Below are 16,121 nucleotides of genomic sequence, written 5' to 3'. Positions count from 1 at the left end.
ATGACACATATGTTAGAACTCAAACATGTATCCTACAGTTACCAAAGCTACCAAGAAGAGATCTTCTCAGACGTGAACTATCAGTTCAAAAATGGGACATTTTACAGCATTATCGGTCAGTCTGGGGCAGGGAAATCGACCCTCCTCTCTCTCTTGGCTGGTCTGGACAATCCCAAGAAGGGGCAGGTTTTCTTTGATGGGGAGGACATCCAGACCAAAGGGTCTAGCTACCACCGCAAGCACCATGTTTCTCTGGTCTTTCAGAATTACAATCTGATTGACTATTTGACGCCACTTGAAAATGTCCGCCTGGTCAACAAACAAGCTGGGAAAGACATTCTCTTGGAGTTGGGATTGGACGAAACGCAAATCAAACGCAATGTCCTTCAACTATCCGGCGGGCAGCAACAACGGGTGGCCATTGCGCGTGCGCTCGTTTCGGAAGCACCTGTCATCTTGGCGGATGAGCCGACAGGAAACCTTGACGAACAGACAGCAGGTGATATCATTGCCATTTTGAAGAAGTTGGCCAAGGAACGCCAAAAATGTGTCATCGTCGTCACCCACAGTAAGGAAGTGGCAGAGGCCTCCGATGTGGTCTTGGAATTGAGTCGCCGTAGCCTTGTTGAGAAGAGCAAGTAAGGAGGGAATGCTATGTTGCGCAATGCTTTTGCTTATATCACACGTAAATGGCCCAAGTCTCTCTTGCTCTTTGCCATCATTCTCCTCATGGGGACCTTGAGCTTGATCGGACTCTCCATGAAGGGTGCAACCCAAAAAGCTTCATCGGAAAGCTTGGGATCCATCACCAATAGCTTCTCCATGCAGATCAACCGCCGGACCAATCCAGGAACCCCTCGGGGAGCGGGGAATCTCAGAGGAGAAGATATCGAAAAAATCAGCCAGGTAGAGGGGATCACCTCCTCCATCAGGCGGATCAATGCCATCGCAGATATCCTAGACCACGAGATCATTGAGACCGAAGAAACCCTGCAAAATCAATCTCCAGAGCGGGCCAAGCACTTTAAGAATACCTTGATGGTGACAGGGGTCAATGACTCTTCAAAAGAAGATAAATTTGTCTCTGGAGCCTACAAACTGGTCCAAGGGAAGCATCTGACGGATAAGGACAAAAACCAAATCCTCATGCACGAAGATTTGGCGAAAAAGAATGGCCTCAAGGTAGGCGATAAGGTTCGCCTCAAGTCCAATCTCTACGATGCTGACAATGAAAAAGGGGCCAATGAAACTGTCGAAGTGACCATCAAGGGCTTGTTCTCAGGGAAGAACCAAGCTCCTCTAACTTACGCCCAAGAGTTGTATGAAGATACGCTCATCTCTGACCTAGATACAGCTGCCAAGCTCTATGGTAATACCGTCCAAACAGCTACCTATGAGGATGCGACCTTCTTTGCCAAGGGGGATCAGGACCTGGATCAATTGATCGAAAAAATCAAAGCCTTGGATATCCCATGGAATTACTTTGACTTGGTTAAGAGCTCTTCCAACTACCCAGCCTTACAAAAATCCATCAGCAGCATGTTCCAAGTGGCGGACTACTTGTTTATCGGTAGCCTCATCTTTGCTAGCTTGCTTCTCACCCTTCTCCTCGTCTTGTGGCTCAATGCCCGTCGCAGAGAAGTTGGGATCTTGCTGGCTCTAGGGATCTCCAAGGTACAGATTGCGGGGCAATTCGTGGCAGAATTGGTCATGATTTCCATCCCAGCCTTCCTCCTCTCCTATGGAGTCGCAGGTCTTCTATCCAAAGCAGTCGGAGATACGGTGCTCAAGAACGTCACCAGTGGCATTGCCAAACAAATGGCTCAAGAATCCTCTGCAGACAACCTTGGTGGGGGAGCTGAGGCAGAAAGCTTCAGTAAGACTCTGACGGAACTCCATATGGACATCCAACCGAGCCAATTGTTGGTGATTGTTTTGGTTGGCGGCCTCCTCTTGATTCTCGTATCCATCCTTTCTTCTCAATGGCTCTTGCATAAGAAACCAAAAGATCTCTTGGTGGATGTCGAATAAGAGATTGTTTCCTAAAATAGAAATAGGGTATAATAGGAGGTAGAAGAAGTTTCTTAGATAAAAGGAAAGTGTATGAAGATACTAATCGTAGAAGATGAAGTCCTGATTCGCGAAGGGATGAGCGACTATCTCATGGAATGTGGCTATGAGATCTTTGAAGCAGGTGATGGGCAGGAGGCCCTGGACCTCTTCAACAGAGAGGCGCCAGATCTGGTCTTGCTGGATATCCAGCTTCCTATCCTCAATGGCTTGGAAGTGCTCAAGACAATCCGGAAGACCAGCTCGGTTCCTGTTCTCATGCTGACGGCCTTCCATGACGAGGACTATAAGTTGACGGCCTTTGGAGAGTTGGCGGATGGCTACCTGGAAAAACCCTTCTCCTTGTCTCTCTTGAAGGTCCGTATCGAAGCTATTTTTAAAAAGCTCCAGCCTTCCCGGGTCTTCACCTATGGAGAGGCACGGGTGGATTTTGAGAGCTACACAGCCAGCCTAGCTGGTCAAGCTATCTCCATGAATGCCAAGGAGTTGGAAATCTTGGAATATCTGCTCCAGCATGAGGGCAAGGCCCGGACCCGCTCTCAGATCCTCGATGCCGTCTGGAAGGAGACAGAGGAGATTCCTTTTGACCGGGTGATTGATGTCTATATCAAGGAACTACGAAAAAAACTAGAGCTGGACTGTATCGTCACGGTGCGCAATGTCGGCTATAAATTGGAGAGACCATGACCAAACGGAGTATCTTTGCAAAGATCTTTCTGATCACCTTTGCCCTTTTCAGTAGCTTAGTCATCCTTCTACACGCTTCGGTTTACTTAATTTTCCCGTCGACCTATATCGAGTCTCAGCGCCAGACGATTTTGAAGAAATCCCAGGCCCTGGCCAAGAGTTTCCAAGGCCAGGAAGAAGGAACCATTGAGTCCGTCATCGACCTTTATTCCAAGACCAATGATATCAAGGTGTCTATCAAAGGAAAGGAAAAACAAAATGCCCTAGAGGTCAAGGATGACCTGCTCCTGAACCCGGACAGCCAGAACAATTCCCTGGTTATTGAAGAGCGAAAGATTGAGACCAAAGAGGGGAAGGACTTGACCTTGCAATTCTTAGCGACCGTCGATTCCCAAAAGGAAGCGCGGGAAATCAGTTTGGGCTTTCTTCCCTATAGTCTTCTGGCTTCCTTTGTCCTGTCACTGCTTGCCTCCTATCTCTATGCCCGCCTGATTTCTGCTCCGATCCTGGAGATCAAGCAGATGACCAAGCGGATGAAGCGCTTGGATCGGACAGCCAGTCTTCCTATTCACTCGCAGGATGAGATCGGTGTTCTCAAGCAACAGATCAACGACCTTTATCACCATCTCCTAGAAGTAATCGACAATCTGGAGCAGCAGAAACAGGAAAATCTGAAGTTGGAGCAGATGAAGGTGGAATTCCTACGGGGAGCCTCGCATGAGCTCAAGACGCCTCTAGCTAGCTTGAAGATTATCCTTGAAAATATGCGGGATAAGATCGGCCGCTACAAGGATCGGGACCGCTACCTGTCGGTCTCCCTCGATATCGTCGATGAGATGAACCAGATCGTCCTAGAAATCCTGTCCCTGTCCTCTGTCCAAGAATTGGCCGGAGACAAGGAGTGGATCCAGCTGGACCAAGCCTTAGAGCAGATCCTCGACCAGTACAAGGTCTTGGCTCAATCTCGCTCGCTCACGATTGACAATCAAATCCCTGACAAAGCGGTCTATATGGATCCAGCGATTCTGAAATTGGTTCTCTCAAATGTCATCAGTAATGCCGTTAAGCATTCGGATGCCGGTGGAGAGATCCAGCTCCGTCTCGAAGAAGGGACGCACTTGGCTATTGAAAACACCAGCCAGGAAATGGTAGAGACCGCTGAGATGCCAATGACCGCTAGCCGTCAGAAGAAGGAAGGCGGTCTGGGGCTCTTCGTGGTCCAACACTTGCTAGACCATGAAGAACTGGCCTACCAATTTGATAAAACAGCTATGGGCTTACGCTTCCGTATGGAACTGCCCAAAGAGCCTCAAGAATAACCCAAAAGTGAAACCAAGCCTTTTCCTAACAGAAAAGAAATATACAAGCGTATAAAAAAAGGAGCGAAATAGTCCGAATTTCATACAAAATTCGGACTATTTCGCTCCTTTATTTTTGAATAAGTTCACAAAGCTTTTCAATCGTCTCCCATCTTTATTGGTGAAAGATTCGGTAAGTATCATCTTACTTATAAAATGAAGAAAGAAACTCGGTCTATCAAATTTTTCACTTACCATCGGAAAGAATCTAAAAGATACTTTTGCAAAGCATGTAAGTGGTAATTTCCACCTAATTCCGTCCATTCAAGGTTATGATAAAACCACCAAACCTTGCGATATTCTTGATCATTTTGAACTCTCCATGGTTCTTCATGAGGTAAATAGGAAATCATTCCTGGAAAATCTTGGCCTGTAGGTAAGGGATGATCTGCCTTGCATGTAGGATGATCAAGGTCGTTGTAGTCAACATCTAGCTCCAACCAATTCGATTTAGATAGACAATTGAAATCGTTTTGACCATCCCCTTCCAATTTCAATGACCTGTCACCTAGTCTCTCCATCATCGTCTGAGAGGTATTTTCCTTCTGACAAGCAGGAACATTTATGAAGAAAACCTGCGGAGTAACGGTTTCATGTTTCCGTGAAGCATAAGGAATTTTTACGGTGGCGATTGGATAGCCTTTTAAATCGATGCTAAATAAGTCCTCCAAATTTTTTGTAATAAGGATATTTTGGTCGAGGTACAGGGCTTTCTCTTCCTCCACAAAATCAACGATTAAAGAATGAAAACGATCAAAATCATCAAATGTTAAAGGGGTATTTTCAGATAGACGACAATCGATAATATCTGAATCAAACTCCTCTAATCGTCTTTTCATTTGTTGAAACCATTCATACGGGAAATCATGATGAATAAGATAAAAACGAATGGAGCGGTTATGAAAACAAATCGATTTTATGACCGTATGAATGTTGTTCACATCATCAAAGCTACAGGCTAAAATGATTGCTTTTTTCTCTTCTTGATGAATGTGGGAAAAATTGTTTAGTAACTCTCTTTTTTCCTTCATTTGATAAAAAATAGGAGATTTTGGTAATCCTCGATTTTCAATTTCTGAAATAAAGAAATTTAAGGAATCCCGATATCCTTTTTTATAGGCTCTTAGTGGATATCCTAGAGTCGCCAACATTGATAATCGTTCCTCTTGAATTAAAAGACTCTCATTAAACCAGTCAAGCGTCCAATTTCGTGATAAACTTTCTCCCCGATGTCGATAAATATAAGATCCTTTGTGGATGTAGACTATTTTTTCTGCTTTTAGGAAAACTTTCAAATTAAATACGGTATCTTCCCCCATCCGTCCCAATGGGAAGTGAAGATTATTAAGAATTTCTTTTCGATAAATTTTTGCCCAAGGAACAATTAAAGCAGAATTTTTTGACTCACTAGAATCGTTTAATAAGTTCATCACGGAATAATTGTCAAAAATTTCTTCATAATAGTCATTTGACATATGGAAGTAAAAATTGGAATCTTCATCGTTGAAACTGGTATAATTTTGAAAAACAATGTCTGCTTGATATTCTTCAATTTTTTCATATAAGACTTCAACATAAGTCGGTTCAATCCAATCATCAGAGTCTATAAAGAGAACATAATCAGAAGTGACAGCATCTAATCCGACATTACGCGCATCTGAAACACCGCCGTTTTCTTTTTTTAGATAAACAATTCGCTCATCAATTTTTGCATATTCTTGGCAAATGGTATCTGAACCATCCGTCGAACCATCATTCACAAGAATAATCTCTAACGGACGAAAAGTCTGTCTTAAAATACTATCCAAACATTGTCTTAAGTATTTTTCCACGTTATAAATCGGTACGATAATACTAACTAGTTTTTCCATTCATTTCTCTCTTCTTTCTCCACTCATCCTTCTGTGGAGATACTTTTTGTCGTTTCTTACTTACAGACCTTGAAACCTTGCAGATCAACCCTTCAAACAGAATAGGGGGGGCTTCATCGCATTTAATCTATTTATTACTTCCCTCACCATTCCGTCAAAGAGATTTCTCCGCTATTGAGCCAGATTTCTTCCTGATTGTCCAATTGGACCAAGAGTTGGCCGGTATCAGAGATATCTTTGGCGATGCCTTGATAGGTTTGCTGATTTTGCTCGAAAGTGACAGTTCGTCCTAGGACCAGAGAGCGCTCTTTATACAGGTAGACCAGTTCATCGATATCCGTTTGGAAGAATTCCTTCCAGATTTCGCTGATGAGGTCATTGCGGGTGATGGGACAAGGCCCTTCAAATAAGGAACCAGCCTTGCTTTGTAGCTCTTCTGGGAAAGTAGGGATGGCTAAATTGAGACCGACTCCGATAATGACATCTGTGACAAGACCAGTCTCGATCGACGTGATAGCTTCGGTAAGGATTCCCCCAATTTTTTTATGGCGGTAGTAAATATCATTGACCCACTTGATATCGATATCGATCAGGGTCAGGTTTTTAATAGCCTTGTAGATGGCTCCAGCGACCATGAGGGTATAAGGAGGGAGCTCTGCAGGTGGTAATTGAGGCTTGAGATGAAGGGACATGTAGATGCCCCCTTGATCGGGGCAATAGTAGTCACGACCAAAGCGGCCCTTTCCAGCGGATTGCGAATTGGCTAGGTAGAGCGCCTTGCCTTCTTGATGGGCTTCTATGCCTAATTTAGCATCCAATTGGGTGGAGCTACATTGTTCGTTTAAGGACACGGTCAACTGGGTATTTTTTGCGATCACTTCAGGAAGCAGAATATCTCCTGAGACCAATTTGTAGCCCTTCTTTTTTAGGGATTCGATGACGACCCCATCTTTTTCTAGACGTTGGATGGCCTTCCAGATAGAGGTGCGGGAAACACCTAGTTCTTTCGCCAGTTGCTCCCCGTTGACATAATCATCTGCCTGAGAAAGGGTTTGAAAGAGGATTTCGTGTGTTTTCATAAGACCTCCTAGCGACTGCTGTCACGAATCGTCAGTTTAGTGGCTAATTTGACCATATAGGGAACACTTGGTTGATTCCCTTGAAAGGCTTGCCGGAGCATTTGAATGGCTTGCTTACCCATTTCTTCTGTATAGACGGTTACTGTAGAGAGGGCAGGAAAGACATACTTAGCAATCGATGTATCATTGAAGGAAATGATACTGACACGATCAGGAATTGCGATTTGGTGCTCCTGAAAAGAGCGAAGGGCTCCGACAGCCAAGGCATCACTGGCCATGAAAAAGGCAGTTGGCAAGTCGTCGCCCAAGTCTTGAATCAGCTGCTCCATCATCTGATAACCCGACTCGGTCGAGAATTGCCCAACTGAGACAAATCGCTCCTCATAAAGTCCTTTTTCCGTGAGAAACTGTTGAAAGGTCCGTTGACGGGGATCCATTTGAAGCGGTGTCGCATCTGCTGTCTCTTCCTGACCAACCAAGAGCCCGATCTCCTTGTGGCCATGATCAAGGAAATACTCGAGAGCCGTGATGACAGAATCTTCTAGATCGGTCGTCACACAGGAATGCCCTAAATAGAGGGTATTGCTATCGACAAAGATCAGGGGTTTGCCGTAGCTTTCCAGATCTTGGATGGTCTTGGGGCTGAATTTCCCAAGAGCGATAATGCCGTCTGCTTCTTGAATCAAGGACCAATCGTCATTATTGAAGATACGAAAGATCTCATATCCTAATTCCTGGGCTTGTTTTTCTAACCCCATCCGAATAGCATAGTAGTAGAGGTCATCTAATTCTTCTTCGCGTGTGTACCATTCAAAGATGACGATTTTATGAAAATCCTCAACTGGTTGAGGCGCTGTTTTGCGGCTCTTCTTTTGGTAATGCAGGTCCTCAGCGATGCGAAGAATCCGACTGCGCGTGTCTTCACCGACCGATAAGGTTGCATCCTGGTTGAGGACGCGAGAGACCGTTGCCTGAGAAACGCCTGCTTTTTCCGCAATGTCTTTAATCGTTGCCATAGTTCATCCTTTATTGATTTCTACTTCCAGTATACTCTAAAAACTAGTAAAAAGAAATAAAATTTTACTAAATTTTATGTTTGCTGCGATATTGGCTAGGAGTCAGTAGGCTATAGGCCTTAAATGCCTTTGAAAAATAGAGGGGATCTGAAAAGCCCACCGAGTAGGCTACAATCTTAATGCTTTCGTCCGTATTGGTCAGTAACTGCTGGGCACGCTGCATGCGGACCGAGTGCAAGAATTCCTTGGGAGAGATCTGGTGAAACTCCTTAAAGACAGTTGTCAGATAGGAGCGATGGACATTGAGGTCATCGGCGATCTCTTGAATACTCAAGTGTTCTTTACCGTAATGCGTCTCAATCACATGCTTACAGGTCAGGTAGAGTTGATAGGTTGGAGAGAGATAGCTCTTTTGTATGTTGGGAGCTATTTCCCCAATGAGATAAAGCAGTTCATAGATCTGCGAGAGAAGGTGGAGTTGGTAATGAGAAGTCATTTTCGAAGCCTCTGCCTTGTGGACGAGCTGCTCCATAAACTGGCCGATCTTTTCTGTTTCCACCTCTGTTTTCTTTAAAAAGCCTTTTTCATGCAAGGTTGAAAAACGCATGAAATCACTCACCTTGGTGCCACTGATGCCAATCCAGTAGTAGGACCAAGGTTCTTCTTCATCTGCCTTGTAGTAGGTCACCTTATTTTTGGGGAGAAGGAAGAGATCCCCGGCCTCTAGGTGGATTTCTTTTTTATTGAAGTGGAAGACTCCCTTTCCCTTGGTAATAAAATGCAGAACAAAATTGTCCCGAACGCTGGGGCCAAATTCATAGTTTTTAGGACAATCTTCGTAGCCATAAAAATCAAGGGCTAGGTCAATGGTATCAGTTTGGTATTCAGAAAAGACTAACATAGGTAAACCTCCTACCTAACATTTTACCATATATGTCCAACAAAATTCTATTTTAGTAAACGTTTACATAATGTAAGATAAAGACATGTTAAAAAAGAAAGTTATTGGAACTGAATTTAAAAATACATAGTGATATTTTTGGGGTCCAATGGAGGAAGATATGGCAATTCGTATTGAACAGAATTTGTTCTATGTAGAAAGTAAGGAACTGAGCCTCATCCTTGAAAATCGGGATGGCTACCTGATGCTCAAGCATCTGGGACGTCCGATCCCGTCTTATCATTTTTCCAATACTGTGCATGAAAAAGATCATGCCTTCTCTGGGAATCCAACACCTGACAATCGAACCTTCAGCTTGGATACCCAGCGTCAGATCTTAGGACAGCACGGGCTTGGAGATTTCCGAAAGCCGTCTATTCAAATCCAGCACGGCGCCACAGAGGTGACGGATTTCCTCTATGTCGGAGCCAATATCTACTCTGGCAGTGTCGAGGCAACTGGTCTTCCGAATCCTCACTCGGTAGATCAGGCTGAAACCTTAGCCCTGGTCTTTGAAGATGATCAAGCAGCCCTCCGGTTGACCATCTACTACACAGCCTACGAGGACCGGGCAACCATCACTAGTTTTTCAAAGATTGAAAACTGCAGTGATGAAAGCGTCGTGATCCACAAGGCGCTCAGTGTGTTGGCAGATGTCCCAGCAGGTGACTATGATGTCATCACCCTTCAAGGGGCCTATGCGAGAGAAAAAACAGTTCGCCGTCAGCAAGTGGAACAAGGAATCTTCTCCATCATCTCCAACCGTGGTGCTTCTGGACACGCCCAGACCCCAGCCCTCATCCTTGCTGAGCATGAAGTGACAGAAGATGCGGGTTCAGCCCTTGCTTTCCAACTGCTCTACAGTGGGAATTTTGAAGGATTGGTTCAAAAGAATCAACTCAATGAAGTGCGGGTTGGATTGGGAATCAATCCAGAAAACTTCTCCTGGGAGTTAGCGCCAAATCAGAGTTTTGATACGCCGGTAGCCATGATCAGCTACTCACATGAGGGATTGACTGGTCTCAGTCAAGAGAGTCAAGCATTTGTCCAAAACCATATCATTCCAACACAGTTTGCCCATAAAGAACGTCCAATTCTTATCAACAACTGGGAAGCGACCTACTTTGACTTTAAGAAAGACAAATTATTGGAGTTAGCAGATGAGGCTCAAAAAGTAGGGATCGAACTCTTTGTTCTGGATGATGGCTGGTTCGGCAATCGCTATGATGACAATCGGGCTCTCGGTGATTGGACTGTCAATGAAGAGAAATTAGGAGGAAGTCTAGCAGAATTGATCCAAGGCATCCACGACAAGGGACTTCAATTTGGCCTTTGGGTGGAGCCAGAAATGATTTCTGTTGATAGCGACCTCTATCGGGCTCATCCGGACTGGGCTATTCAAGTCCCAGGCTATGAACACACCTATTCACGGAATCAACTAGTGCTTGATTTCGCAAATAAAGAAGTAGTGGCTTATATCAAGCAGGTCTTGGATGACTTACTTGGAAATCATGAGATCGACTATATCAAATGGGACATGAACCGTAATATCACCAAACTTGGAAATGGGAAAACCTACCTTGAAACCAAGATGCAATCCCATGCTTATATCTTAGGTCTCTATGAAGTAGTTTCTTACTTAACAGAGAAGTACGAGAACATCCTCTTTGAGTCCTGCTCTGGAGGTGGTGGCCGCAACGACCTTGGTATGATGCGGTACTTCCCTCAGGTCTGGGCAAGTGACAATACGGATGCCATTGCCAGACTTCCGATCCAGTATGGTTCTAGCTACCTCTATCCTACCATTTCTATGGGGGCTCACGTATCAGCGGTTCCAAATCACCAGATGGGAAGGATGACACCGCTTGAAACGCGTGGTCATGTGGCCATGATGGGAAATCTGGGCTATGAATTGGATTTAACCAGTCTTCCGCAAGAAGAGTTGGATCGGATCGCAGCACAAGTCGCTCATTACAAAACGATTCGACCACTTGTTCAATTCGGAAAACACTACCGCTTGATCAATCCAAGCCAAGGTAGCAATCAAGCAGCCGTCCAGTTCACTTATCAAGATCGCACGGTTGTAACTTATGTACGGGTCTTATCAACGGTTGAGGAGATCGAGCCGACCCTGAAACTCAAAGGATTGGAAGAAGATGCGCTCTATCGCTTAGAAGGGACGGATCAAGTCTATTCAGGAGCTGAGCTCATGTATGCTGGCTTAACCGTCGTTCTTCCTCAGGGAGATTTCCTCAGCAAACAATATGTTTTTGTCAAAAAATAAAAGGAGACAGCCAAATGAAATGGTATAAAAAAATCGGACTTCTTGCGACTACAGGCCTAGCCTTGTTTGGGCTTGGTGCTTGCTCCAACGATGGAAAATCTGCGGATGGCACAGTGACCATCGAGTATTTCAACCAGAAAAAAGAAATGACCAAAACCTTGGAAGAAATCGCGCGTGATTTTGAAAAGGAAAATCCAAAGGTCAAGGTCAAAGTCGTCAATGTACCGAACGCTGGTGAAGTATTGAAAACACGTGTCCTCGCAGGAGATGTGCCAGATGTGGTCAATATTTACCCACAGTCCATCGAACTACAAGAATGGGCAAAAGCAGGAGTCTTCGAAGATTTGTCCAATAAAGACTATCTCAAACGTGTGAAAAATGGCTACGCTGAAAAATATGCTGTAAATGGAAAAGTCTACAACGTTCCCTTTACAGCCAACGCTTATGGAATTTACTACAACAAAGATAAATTCGAAGAATTGGGCTTGAAGGTTCCTGAAACCTGGGACGAATTTGAACAGTTAGTCAAAGACATCGTTGCCAAAGGACAAACACCATTTGGAATTGCAGGTGCAGATGCTTGGACGCTCAATGGGTATAATCAATTAGCCATTGCGACAGCAGCCGGTGGAGGAAAAGAAGCCAACCAATATCTTCGTTATTCTCAACCAAATGCCATTAAATTGTCTGATCCGATTATGAAGGATGACATCAAGGTCATGGATATCCTTCGCATTAAAGGTTCTAAGCAAAAGAACTGGGAAGGTGCAGGTTATACAGACGTTATCGGAGCCTTCGCGCGTGGGGATGTCCTCATGACACCTAATGGATCTTGGGCCATTACAGCGATCAATGAACAAAAACCGAAATTTAAGATTGGGACCTTCATGATTCCAGGGAAAGAAAAAGGACAAAGCTTAACCGTTGGTGCGGGAGACTTAGCATGGTCTATCTCAGCTACTACCAAACATCCAAAAGAAGCCAATGCCTTTGTGGAATACATGACCCGTCCAGAAGTCATGCAAAAATACTATGATGTGGACGGATCTCCAACAGCGATCGAAGGGGTCAAACAAGCAGGAGAGGATTCACCGCTTGCTGGGATGACCAAATATGCCTTTACGGATCGTCACTTGGTGTGGTTGCAACAATACTGGACCAGTGAAGCAGACTTCCATACCTTGACGATGAACTATGTCTTGACAGGTGATAAACAAGGAATGGTCAATGATTTGAATGCCTTCTTTAACCCGATGAAAGCGGATGTGGATTAGGAGTAGAGAGACGATGAAAAAAGTATTACAAAAATATTGGGCATGGGCTTTTGTGGTCATTCCCCTCTTATTACAAGCAATTTTCTTCTATGTGCCAATGTTTCAAGGAGCCTTTTACAGTTTTACCAACTGGACAGGTTTGACCTATAACTACAAATTTGTTGGCTTGAACAACTTTAAGCTCCTCTTTATGGATCCAAAATTCATGAATGCTATTGGCTTTACTGCGATCATCACGATTGCTATGGTAGTTGGTGAGATTGCCCTTGGGATCTTCATTGCGCGTGTTTTGAACTCTAAAATCAAAGGCCAAACCTTCTTCCGTGCTTGGTTCTTCTTCCCAGCTGTTTTGTCTGGTTTGACAGTGGCGTTGATCTTCAAACAAGTCTTCAACTACGGTCTACCAGCGATTGGGAATGCCCTTCATATTGAGTTTCTTCAAACCAGTCTTTTAGGGACTAAGTGGGGAGCGATCTTTGCGGCTGTCTTTGTCCTTCTTTGGCAAGGGGTGGCCATGCCTATCATTATCTTCCTAGCTGGTCTACAATCTATTCCAACTGAGATTACAGAAGCAGCCAGAATCGATGGTGCGACGAGCAAGCAAGTCTTCTGGAATATTGAATTGCCTTACTTGTTGCCAAGTGTCTCTATGGTCTTTATCCTAGCCCTAAAAGGTGGGCTTACCGCCTTTGACCAAGTCTTTGCCATGACTGGTGGGGGTCCAAACAATGCCACAACCTCACTTGGACTCTTGGTTTATAACTACGCCTTTAAAAACAACCAATTCGGTTATGCCAATGCCATTGCCGTAATCCTGTTCTTCTTGATTGTAGTGATTTCGATCATCCAATTGAGAGTATCTAAGAAATTTGGAATTTAAGAGGAGAAGCACGATGAAACAAGATGAAAGAAAAGCCTTGATTGGCAAATACATTCTATTGATTCTAGGATCGGTTCTGATTTTAGTGCCACTCCTTGCCACCCTCTTTAGTTCCTTCAAACCCACCAAGGATATCGTAGACAATTTCTTTGGATTCCCGACGAATTTCACATGGGACAACTTTAGCCGTCTCTTAGCTGATGGCATTGGAGGCTATTATTGGAACTCTGTTGTCATCACTGTCTTGTCTTTACTTGCTGTGATGATCTTTATTCCTATGGCGGCCTACTCAATCGCCCGCAATATGAGTAAAAGAAAAGCCTTTACCATCATGTACACCCTCTTGATCCTTGGGATTTTCGTACCTTTCCAAGTCATCATGATTCCGATTACGGTTATGATGAGTAAACTCGGTTTGGCTAACACCTTTGGTTTGATCTTGCTCTACTTGACCTATGCGATTCCACAGACCCTCTTTCTCTATGTAGGGTATATCAAAATCTCTATTCCAGAAAGTTTGGATGAAGCAGCAGAAATCGATGGTGCTGGTAAATTTACAACCTATTTCCGCATCATCTTCCCAATGATGAAACCGATGCATGCGACAACCATGATTATCAATGCCCTTTGGTTCTGGAATGACTTCATGTTGCCACTCCTTGTCTTGAACCGAGATTCCAAAATGTGGACCTTGCCTTTGTTCCAATACAACTACGCAGGCCAATATTTCAACGACTACGGACCAAGCTTTGCCTCTTACGTGGTCGGTATTATCAGTATCACCATTGTCTATCTCTTCTTCCAACGCCATATCATCGCAGGAATGAGCAACGGCGCAGTGAAATAAGAAATAAGATACAAAGGGACGATTCAGCTTGCTGAAAATTTCTGTAGAAAAATAGGAAATCGACGTAGTGTGCTTGCACACAAGGAGATTTATCTTTTTTCCTAAGAAATTAGTCCCGTGTTCAATTCCAGATACAAAGTAACGATTCAGCTTGCTGATTTAAATCGTATCCTAGGAAGCAATTATTTAAAAATATAAACTCAAGAAAGCCAGGTCTCTTAAGACTTGGCTTTCAAAAAAGAAAAGGAAAACAGTATGCCAATTCAAAACAAAACTATGTTAATTACTTACTCAGATAGCTTAGGAAATAACCTGAAGGATCTCTATGAAAATCTAGAGAAACATTTTGGGGATGCAGTAGGTGGGGTTCACCTCTTGCCATTTTTCCCTTCAACTGGTGACCGTGGCTTTGCGCCTGTAGACTATGACCAAGTGGATCCAGCCTTTGGAGATTGGGAAGATGTCAAACGCTTGGGCGACAAGTACTATCTTATGTTTGACTTTATGATCAATCACATTTCTCGTCAATCTAAATACTACAAGGACTACCAAGAAAAGCACGACCAAAGTGCCTACAAGGACCTCTTTCTCAACTGGGACAAGTTCTGGCCGGAGAATCGCCCAACTCAAGCAGATGTGGACTTGATTTATAAGCGCAAAGACCGAGCTCCAAAACAAGCTATCACTTTTGCGGATGGGACGATCGAGCATCTTTGGAATACCTTTGGGGAAGAGCAGATTGATCTAGACGTGACCAAGGACGTGACCATGGACTTTATTCGTAAGACCATCGAACACCTGGCAAGCAATGGCTGCGACCTCATTCGTTTGGACGCCTTTGCCTATGCGGTGAAGAAATTGGACACCAATGATTTCTTCGTGGAGCCAGACATTTGGGATTTGTTGGATAAGGTGCGCGATATGGCAGCAGGCTACGGTGCTGAGCTTCTTCCAGAGATTCATGAGCACTATTCCATCCAGTTTAAGATTGCTGACCACGATTATTATGTCTATGACTTCGCGCTTCCAATGGTGACCCTCTATAGCCTCTATAGTTCAAAAGTGGATCGCCTTTCCAAGTGGCTGAAGATGAGTCCCATGAAGCAGTTCACGACGCTGGATACCCATGATGGAATTGGAGTGGTCGATGTCAAGGATATCTTGACAGATGAAGAGATTGACTATGCTTCAAATGAGCTCTATAAGGTTGGGGCAAATGTTAAACGCAAATATTCAACAGCAGAATACAACAACTTGGACATCTACCAAATCAATTCGACCTACTATTCAGCGCTTGGAGATGACGATCGTAAGTACTTCCTAGCTCGTTTAATTCAAGCTTTTGCACCAGGTATTCCACAAGTTTATTATGTTGGATTCCTAGCCGGGAAGAATGATTTGGAACTCTTAGAAAACACCAAAGAAGGCCGCAATATCAACCGTCATTACTACAGCAATGAAGAAATTGCTCAAGAAGTGGAGCGGCCAGTCGTGCAATCCCTTCTCAAGCTCTTTAGTTTCCGGAACAACTCGCAAGCTTTTGATTTAGAAGGAAGCATTGAGGTGGTAACACCAGATGATCATACCATTGTCATCACGCGCCAAAATAAAGACCAAACTGTCACAGCAGTAGCCCGAATCGATCTTGCTGAGGGCACTTACCAAGTGACAGAAAACGGTCAAGAAATGGTGTTTTAAAAACGATTGAAGTCAGGGCGAGACAGTTTTTCTCCAATATTTTTAAAACAAAGGATTTGGCAGACCTTTCTAGTAGCCTATCTACCCGGCAAGTAGTTCTTTTGCAACTTTGACCTT

13 protein-coding genes are annotated in these 16,121 nt (G+C 44.1%); 9 read left to right on the top strand and 4 right to left on the bottom strand.

Annotated elements, in window-relative coordinates; translation table 11 throughout:
• The 4 genes from PCY07_RS02490 to PCY07_RS02475 all read left to right on the top strand — a co-directional run bounded on the left by PCY07_RS02490 (position 1) and on the right by PCY07_RS02475 (position 4,076).
• Positions 1-642 (top strand): ABC transporter ATP-binding protein, encoded by a 642-nt coding sequence (locus PCY07_RS02490; RefSeq protein ID WP_061604887.1) that lies wholly within the window; start codon positions 1-3, stop codon positions 640-642.
• 12 nt (positions 643-654) lie between these two features.
• Positions 655-2,031 carry an ABC transporter permease gene (locus PCY07_RS02485; RefSeq protein ID WP_301356022.1) on the top strand — a complete coding sequence of 459 codons (1,377 nt, stop codon included), beginning with the start codon at positions 655-657 and terminating at the stop codon, positions 2,029-2,031.
• A gap of 72 nt (positions 2,032-2,103) precedes the next feature.
• Positions 2,104-2,757, top strand: a complete 654-nt coding sequence (locus PCY07_RS02480) for a response regulator transcription factor (protein ID WP_301356021.1) — start codon at positions 2,104-2,106, stop codon at positions 2,755-2,757.
• Complete coding sequence (locus PCY07_RS02475) at positions 2,754-4,076, top strand: HAMP domain-containing sensor histidine kinase (protein ID WP_301356020.1); 1,323 nt, start codon at positions 2,754-2,756, stop codon at positions 4,074-4,076. The genes PCY07_RS02480 and PCY07_RS02475 overlap by 4 nt, the downstream gene beginning before the upstream one ends.
• 230 nt (positions 4,077-4,306) lie before the next feature.
• Here PCY07_RS02475 and PCY07_RS02470 read toward each other — a convergent pair whose 3' ends face one another.
• From PCY07_RS02470 to PCY07_RS02455, 4 genes are all read right to left on the bottom strand, one after another.
• Positions 4,307-5,986: a glycosyltransferase family 2 protein gene (locus tag PCY07_RS02470; RefSeq protein ID WP_301356018.1), complete on the bottom strand. Its 1,680-nt coding sequence runs from the start codon at positions 5,984-5,986 to the stop codon at positions 4,307-4,309.
• A 143-nt stretch (positions 5,987-6,129) separates the two neighbouring features.
• Complete coding sequence (gene birA / locus PCY07_RS02465) at positions 6,130-7,065, bottom strand: bifunctional biotin--[acetyl-CoA-carboxylase] ligase/biotin operon repressor BirA (RefSeq protein WP_070588883.1); 936 nt, start codon at positions 7,063-7,065, stop codon at positions 6,130-6,132.
• An 8-nt stretch (positions 7,066-7,073) separates the two neighbouring features.
• Positions 7,074-8,081, bottom strand: a complete 1,008-nt coding sequence (locus PCY07_RS02460) for a LacI family DNA-binding transcriptional regulator (RefSeq protein WP_301356015.1) — start codon at positions 8,079-8,081, stop codon at positions 7,074-7,076.
• A gap of 67 nt (positions 8,082-8,148) precedes the next feature.
• The gene (locus PCY07_RS02455; protein ID WP_049488378.1) at positions 8,149-8,982 is read right to left on the bottom strand and encodes an AraC family transcriptional regulator; all 834 of its coding nucleotides are present in this window, start codon (positions 8,980-8,982) and stop codon (positions 8,149-8,151) included.
• A gap of 160 nt (positions 8,983-9,142) precedes the next feature.
• Here PCY07_RS02455 and PCY07_RS02450 point away from each other — a divergent pair, with 160 nt between their 5' ends.
• From PCY07_RS02450 to gtfA, 5 genes are all read left to right on the top strand, one after another.
• Positions 9,143-11,305, top strand: a complete 2,163-nt coding sequence (locus tag PCY07_RS02450) for an alpha-galactosidase (protein ID WP_301356012.1) — start codon at positions 9,143-9,145, stop codon at positions 11,303-11,305.
• 14 nt (positions 11,306-11,319) lie between these two features.
• Positions 11,320-12,579: an extracellular solute-binding protein gene (locus tag PCY07_RS02445; protein WP_301356010.1), complete on the top strand. Its 1,260-nt coding sequence runs from the start codon at positions 11,320-11,322 to the stop codon at positions 12,577-12,579.
• A 13-nt stretch (positions 12,580-12,592) separates the two neighbouring features.
• Complete coding sequence (locus PCY07_RS02440) at positions 12,593-13,459, top strand: carbohydrate ABC transporter permease (RefSeq protein WP_301356009.1); 867 nt, start codon at positions 12,593-12,595, stop codon at positions 13,457-13,459.
• A gap of 13 nt (positions 13,460-13,472) precedes the next feature.
• Positions 13,473-14,306 (top strand): carbohydrate ABC transporter permease, encoded by an 834-nt coding sequence (locus PCY07_RS02435; protein ID WP_195915616.1) that lies wholly within the window; start codon positions 13,473-13,475, stop codon positions 14,304-14,306.
• A gap of 255 nt (positions 14,307-14,561) precedes the next feature.
• A complete protein-coding gene (gtfA, locus tag PCY07_RS02430) occupies positions 14,562-16,004 on the top strand; it encodes a sucrose phosphorylase (RefSeq protein WP_301356007.1) in 1,443 nt (480 codons plus the stop codon).
• Positions 16,005-16,121 lie beyond the last annotated feature (117 nt).

The organism is Streptococcus sp. SP1, from assembly GCF_030440005.1.
In the GTDB taxonomy this organism is placed as follows: Bacteria; Bacillota; Bacilli; order Lactobacillales; family Streptococcaceae; genus Streptococcus; species Streptococcus parasanguinis.
This window is presented reverse-complemented; position numbering and strand designations above follow the sequence as displayed.

Bases quoted from the DNA above. Each gene is read 5' to 3' on its own strand.
- birA (WP_070588883.1), bottom strand. From the start codon at position 7,065: ATGAAAACACACGAAATCCTCTTTCAAACCCTTTCTCAGGCAGATGAT.
- PCY07_RS02450 (WP_301356012.1), top strand. From the start codon at position 9,143: ATGGCAATTCGTATTGAACAGAATTTGTTCTATGTAGAAAGTAAGGAA.
- PCY07_RS02470 (WP_301356018.1), bottom strand. From the start codon at position 5,986: ATGGAAAAACTAGTTAGTATTATCGTACCGATTTATAACGTGGAAAAA.
- PCY07_RS02445 (WP_301356010.1), top strand. From the start codon at position 11,320: ATGAAATGGTATAAAAAAATCGGACTTCTTGCGACTACAGGCCTAGCC.
- PCY07_RS02475 (WP_301356020.1), top strand. From the start codon at position 2,754: ATGACCAAACGGAGTATCTTTGCAAAGATCTTTCTGATCACCTTTGCC.
- PCY07_RS02480 (WP_301356021.1), top strand. From the start codon at position 2,104: ATGAAGATACTAATCGTAGAAGATGAAGTCCTGATTCGCGAAGGGATG.
- PCY07_RS02435 (WP_195915616.1), top strand. From the start codon at position 13,473: ATGAAACAAGATGAAAGAAAAGCCTTGATTGGCAAATACATTCTATTG.
- PCY07_RS02485 (WP_301356022.1), top strand. From the start codon at position 655: ATGTTGCGCAATGCTTTTGCTTATATCACACGTAAATGGCCCAAGTCT.
- PCY07_RS02440 (WP_301356009.1), top strand. From the start codon at position 12,593: ATGAAAAAAGTATTACAAAAATATTGGGCATGGGCTTTTGTGGTCATT.
- gtfA (WP_301356007.1), top strand. From the start codon at position 14,562: ATGCCAATTCAAAACAAAACTATGTTAATTACTTACTCAGATAGCTTA.
- PCY07_RS02460 (WP_301356015.1), bottom strand. From the start codon at position 8,081: ATGGCAACGATTAAAGACATTGCGGAAAAAGCAGGCGTTTCTCAGGCA.
- PCY07_RS02455 (WP_049488378.1), bottom strand. From the start codon at position 8,982: ATGTTAGTCTTTTCTGAATACCAAACTGATACCATTGACCTAGCCCTT.
- PCY07_RS02490 (WP_061604887.1), top strand. From the start codon at position 1: ATGACACATATGTTAGAACTCAAACATGTATCCTACAGTTACCAAAGC.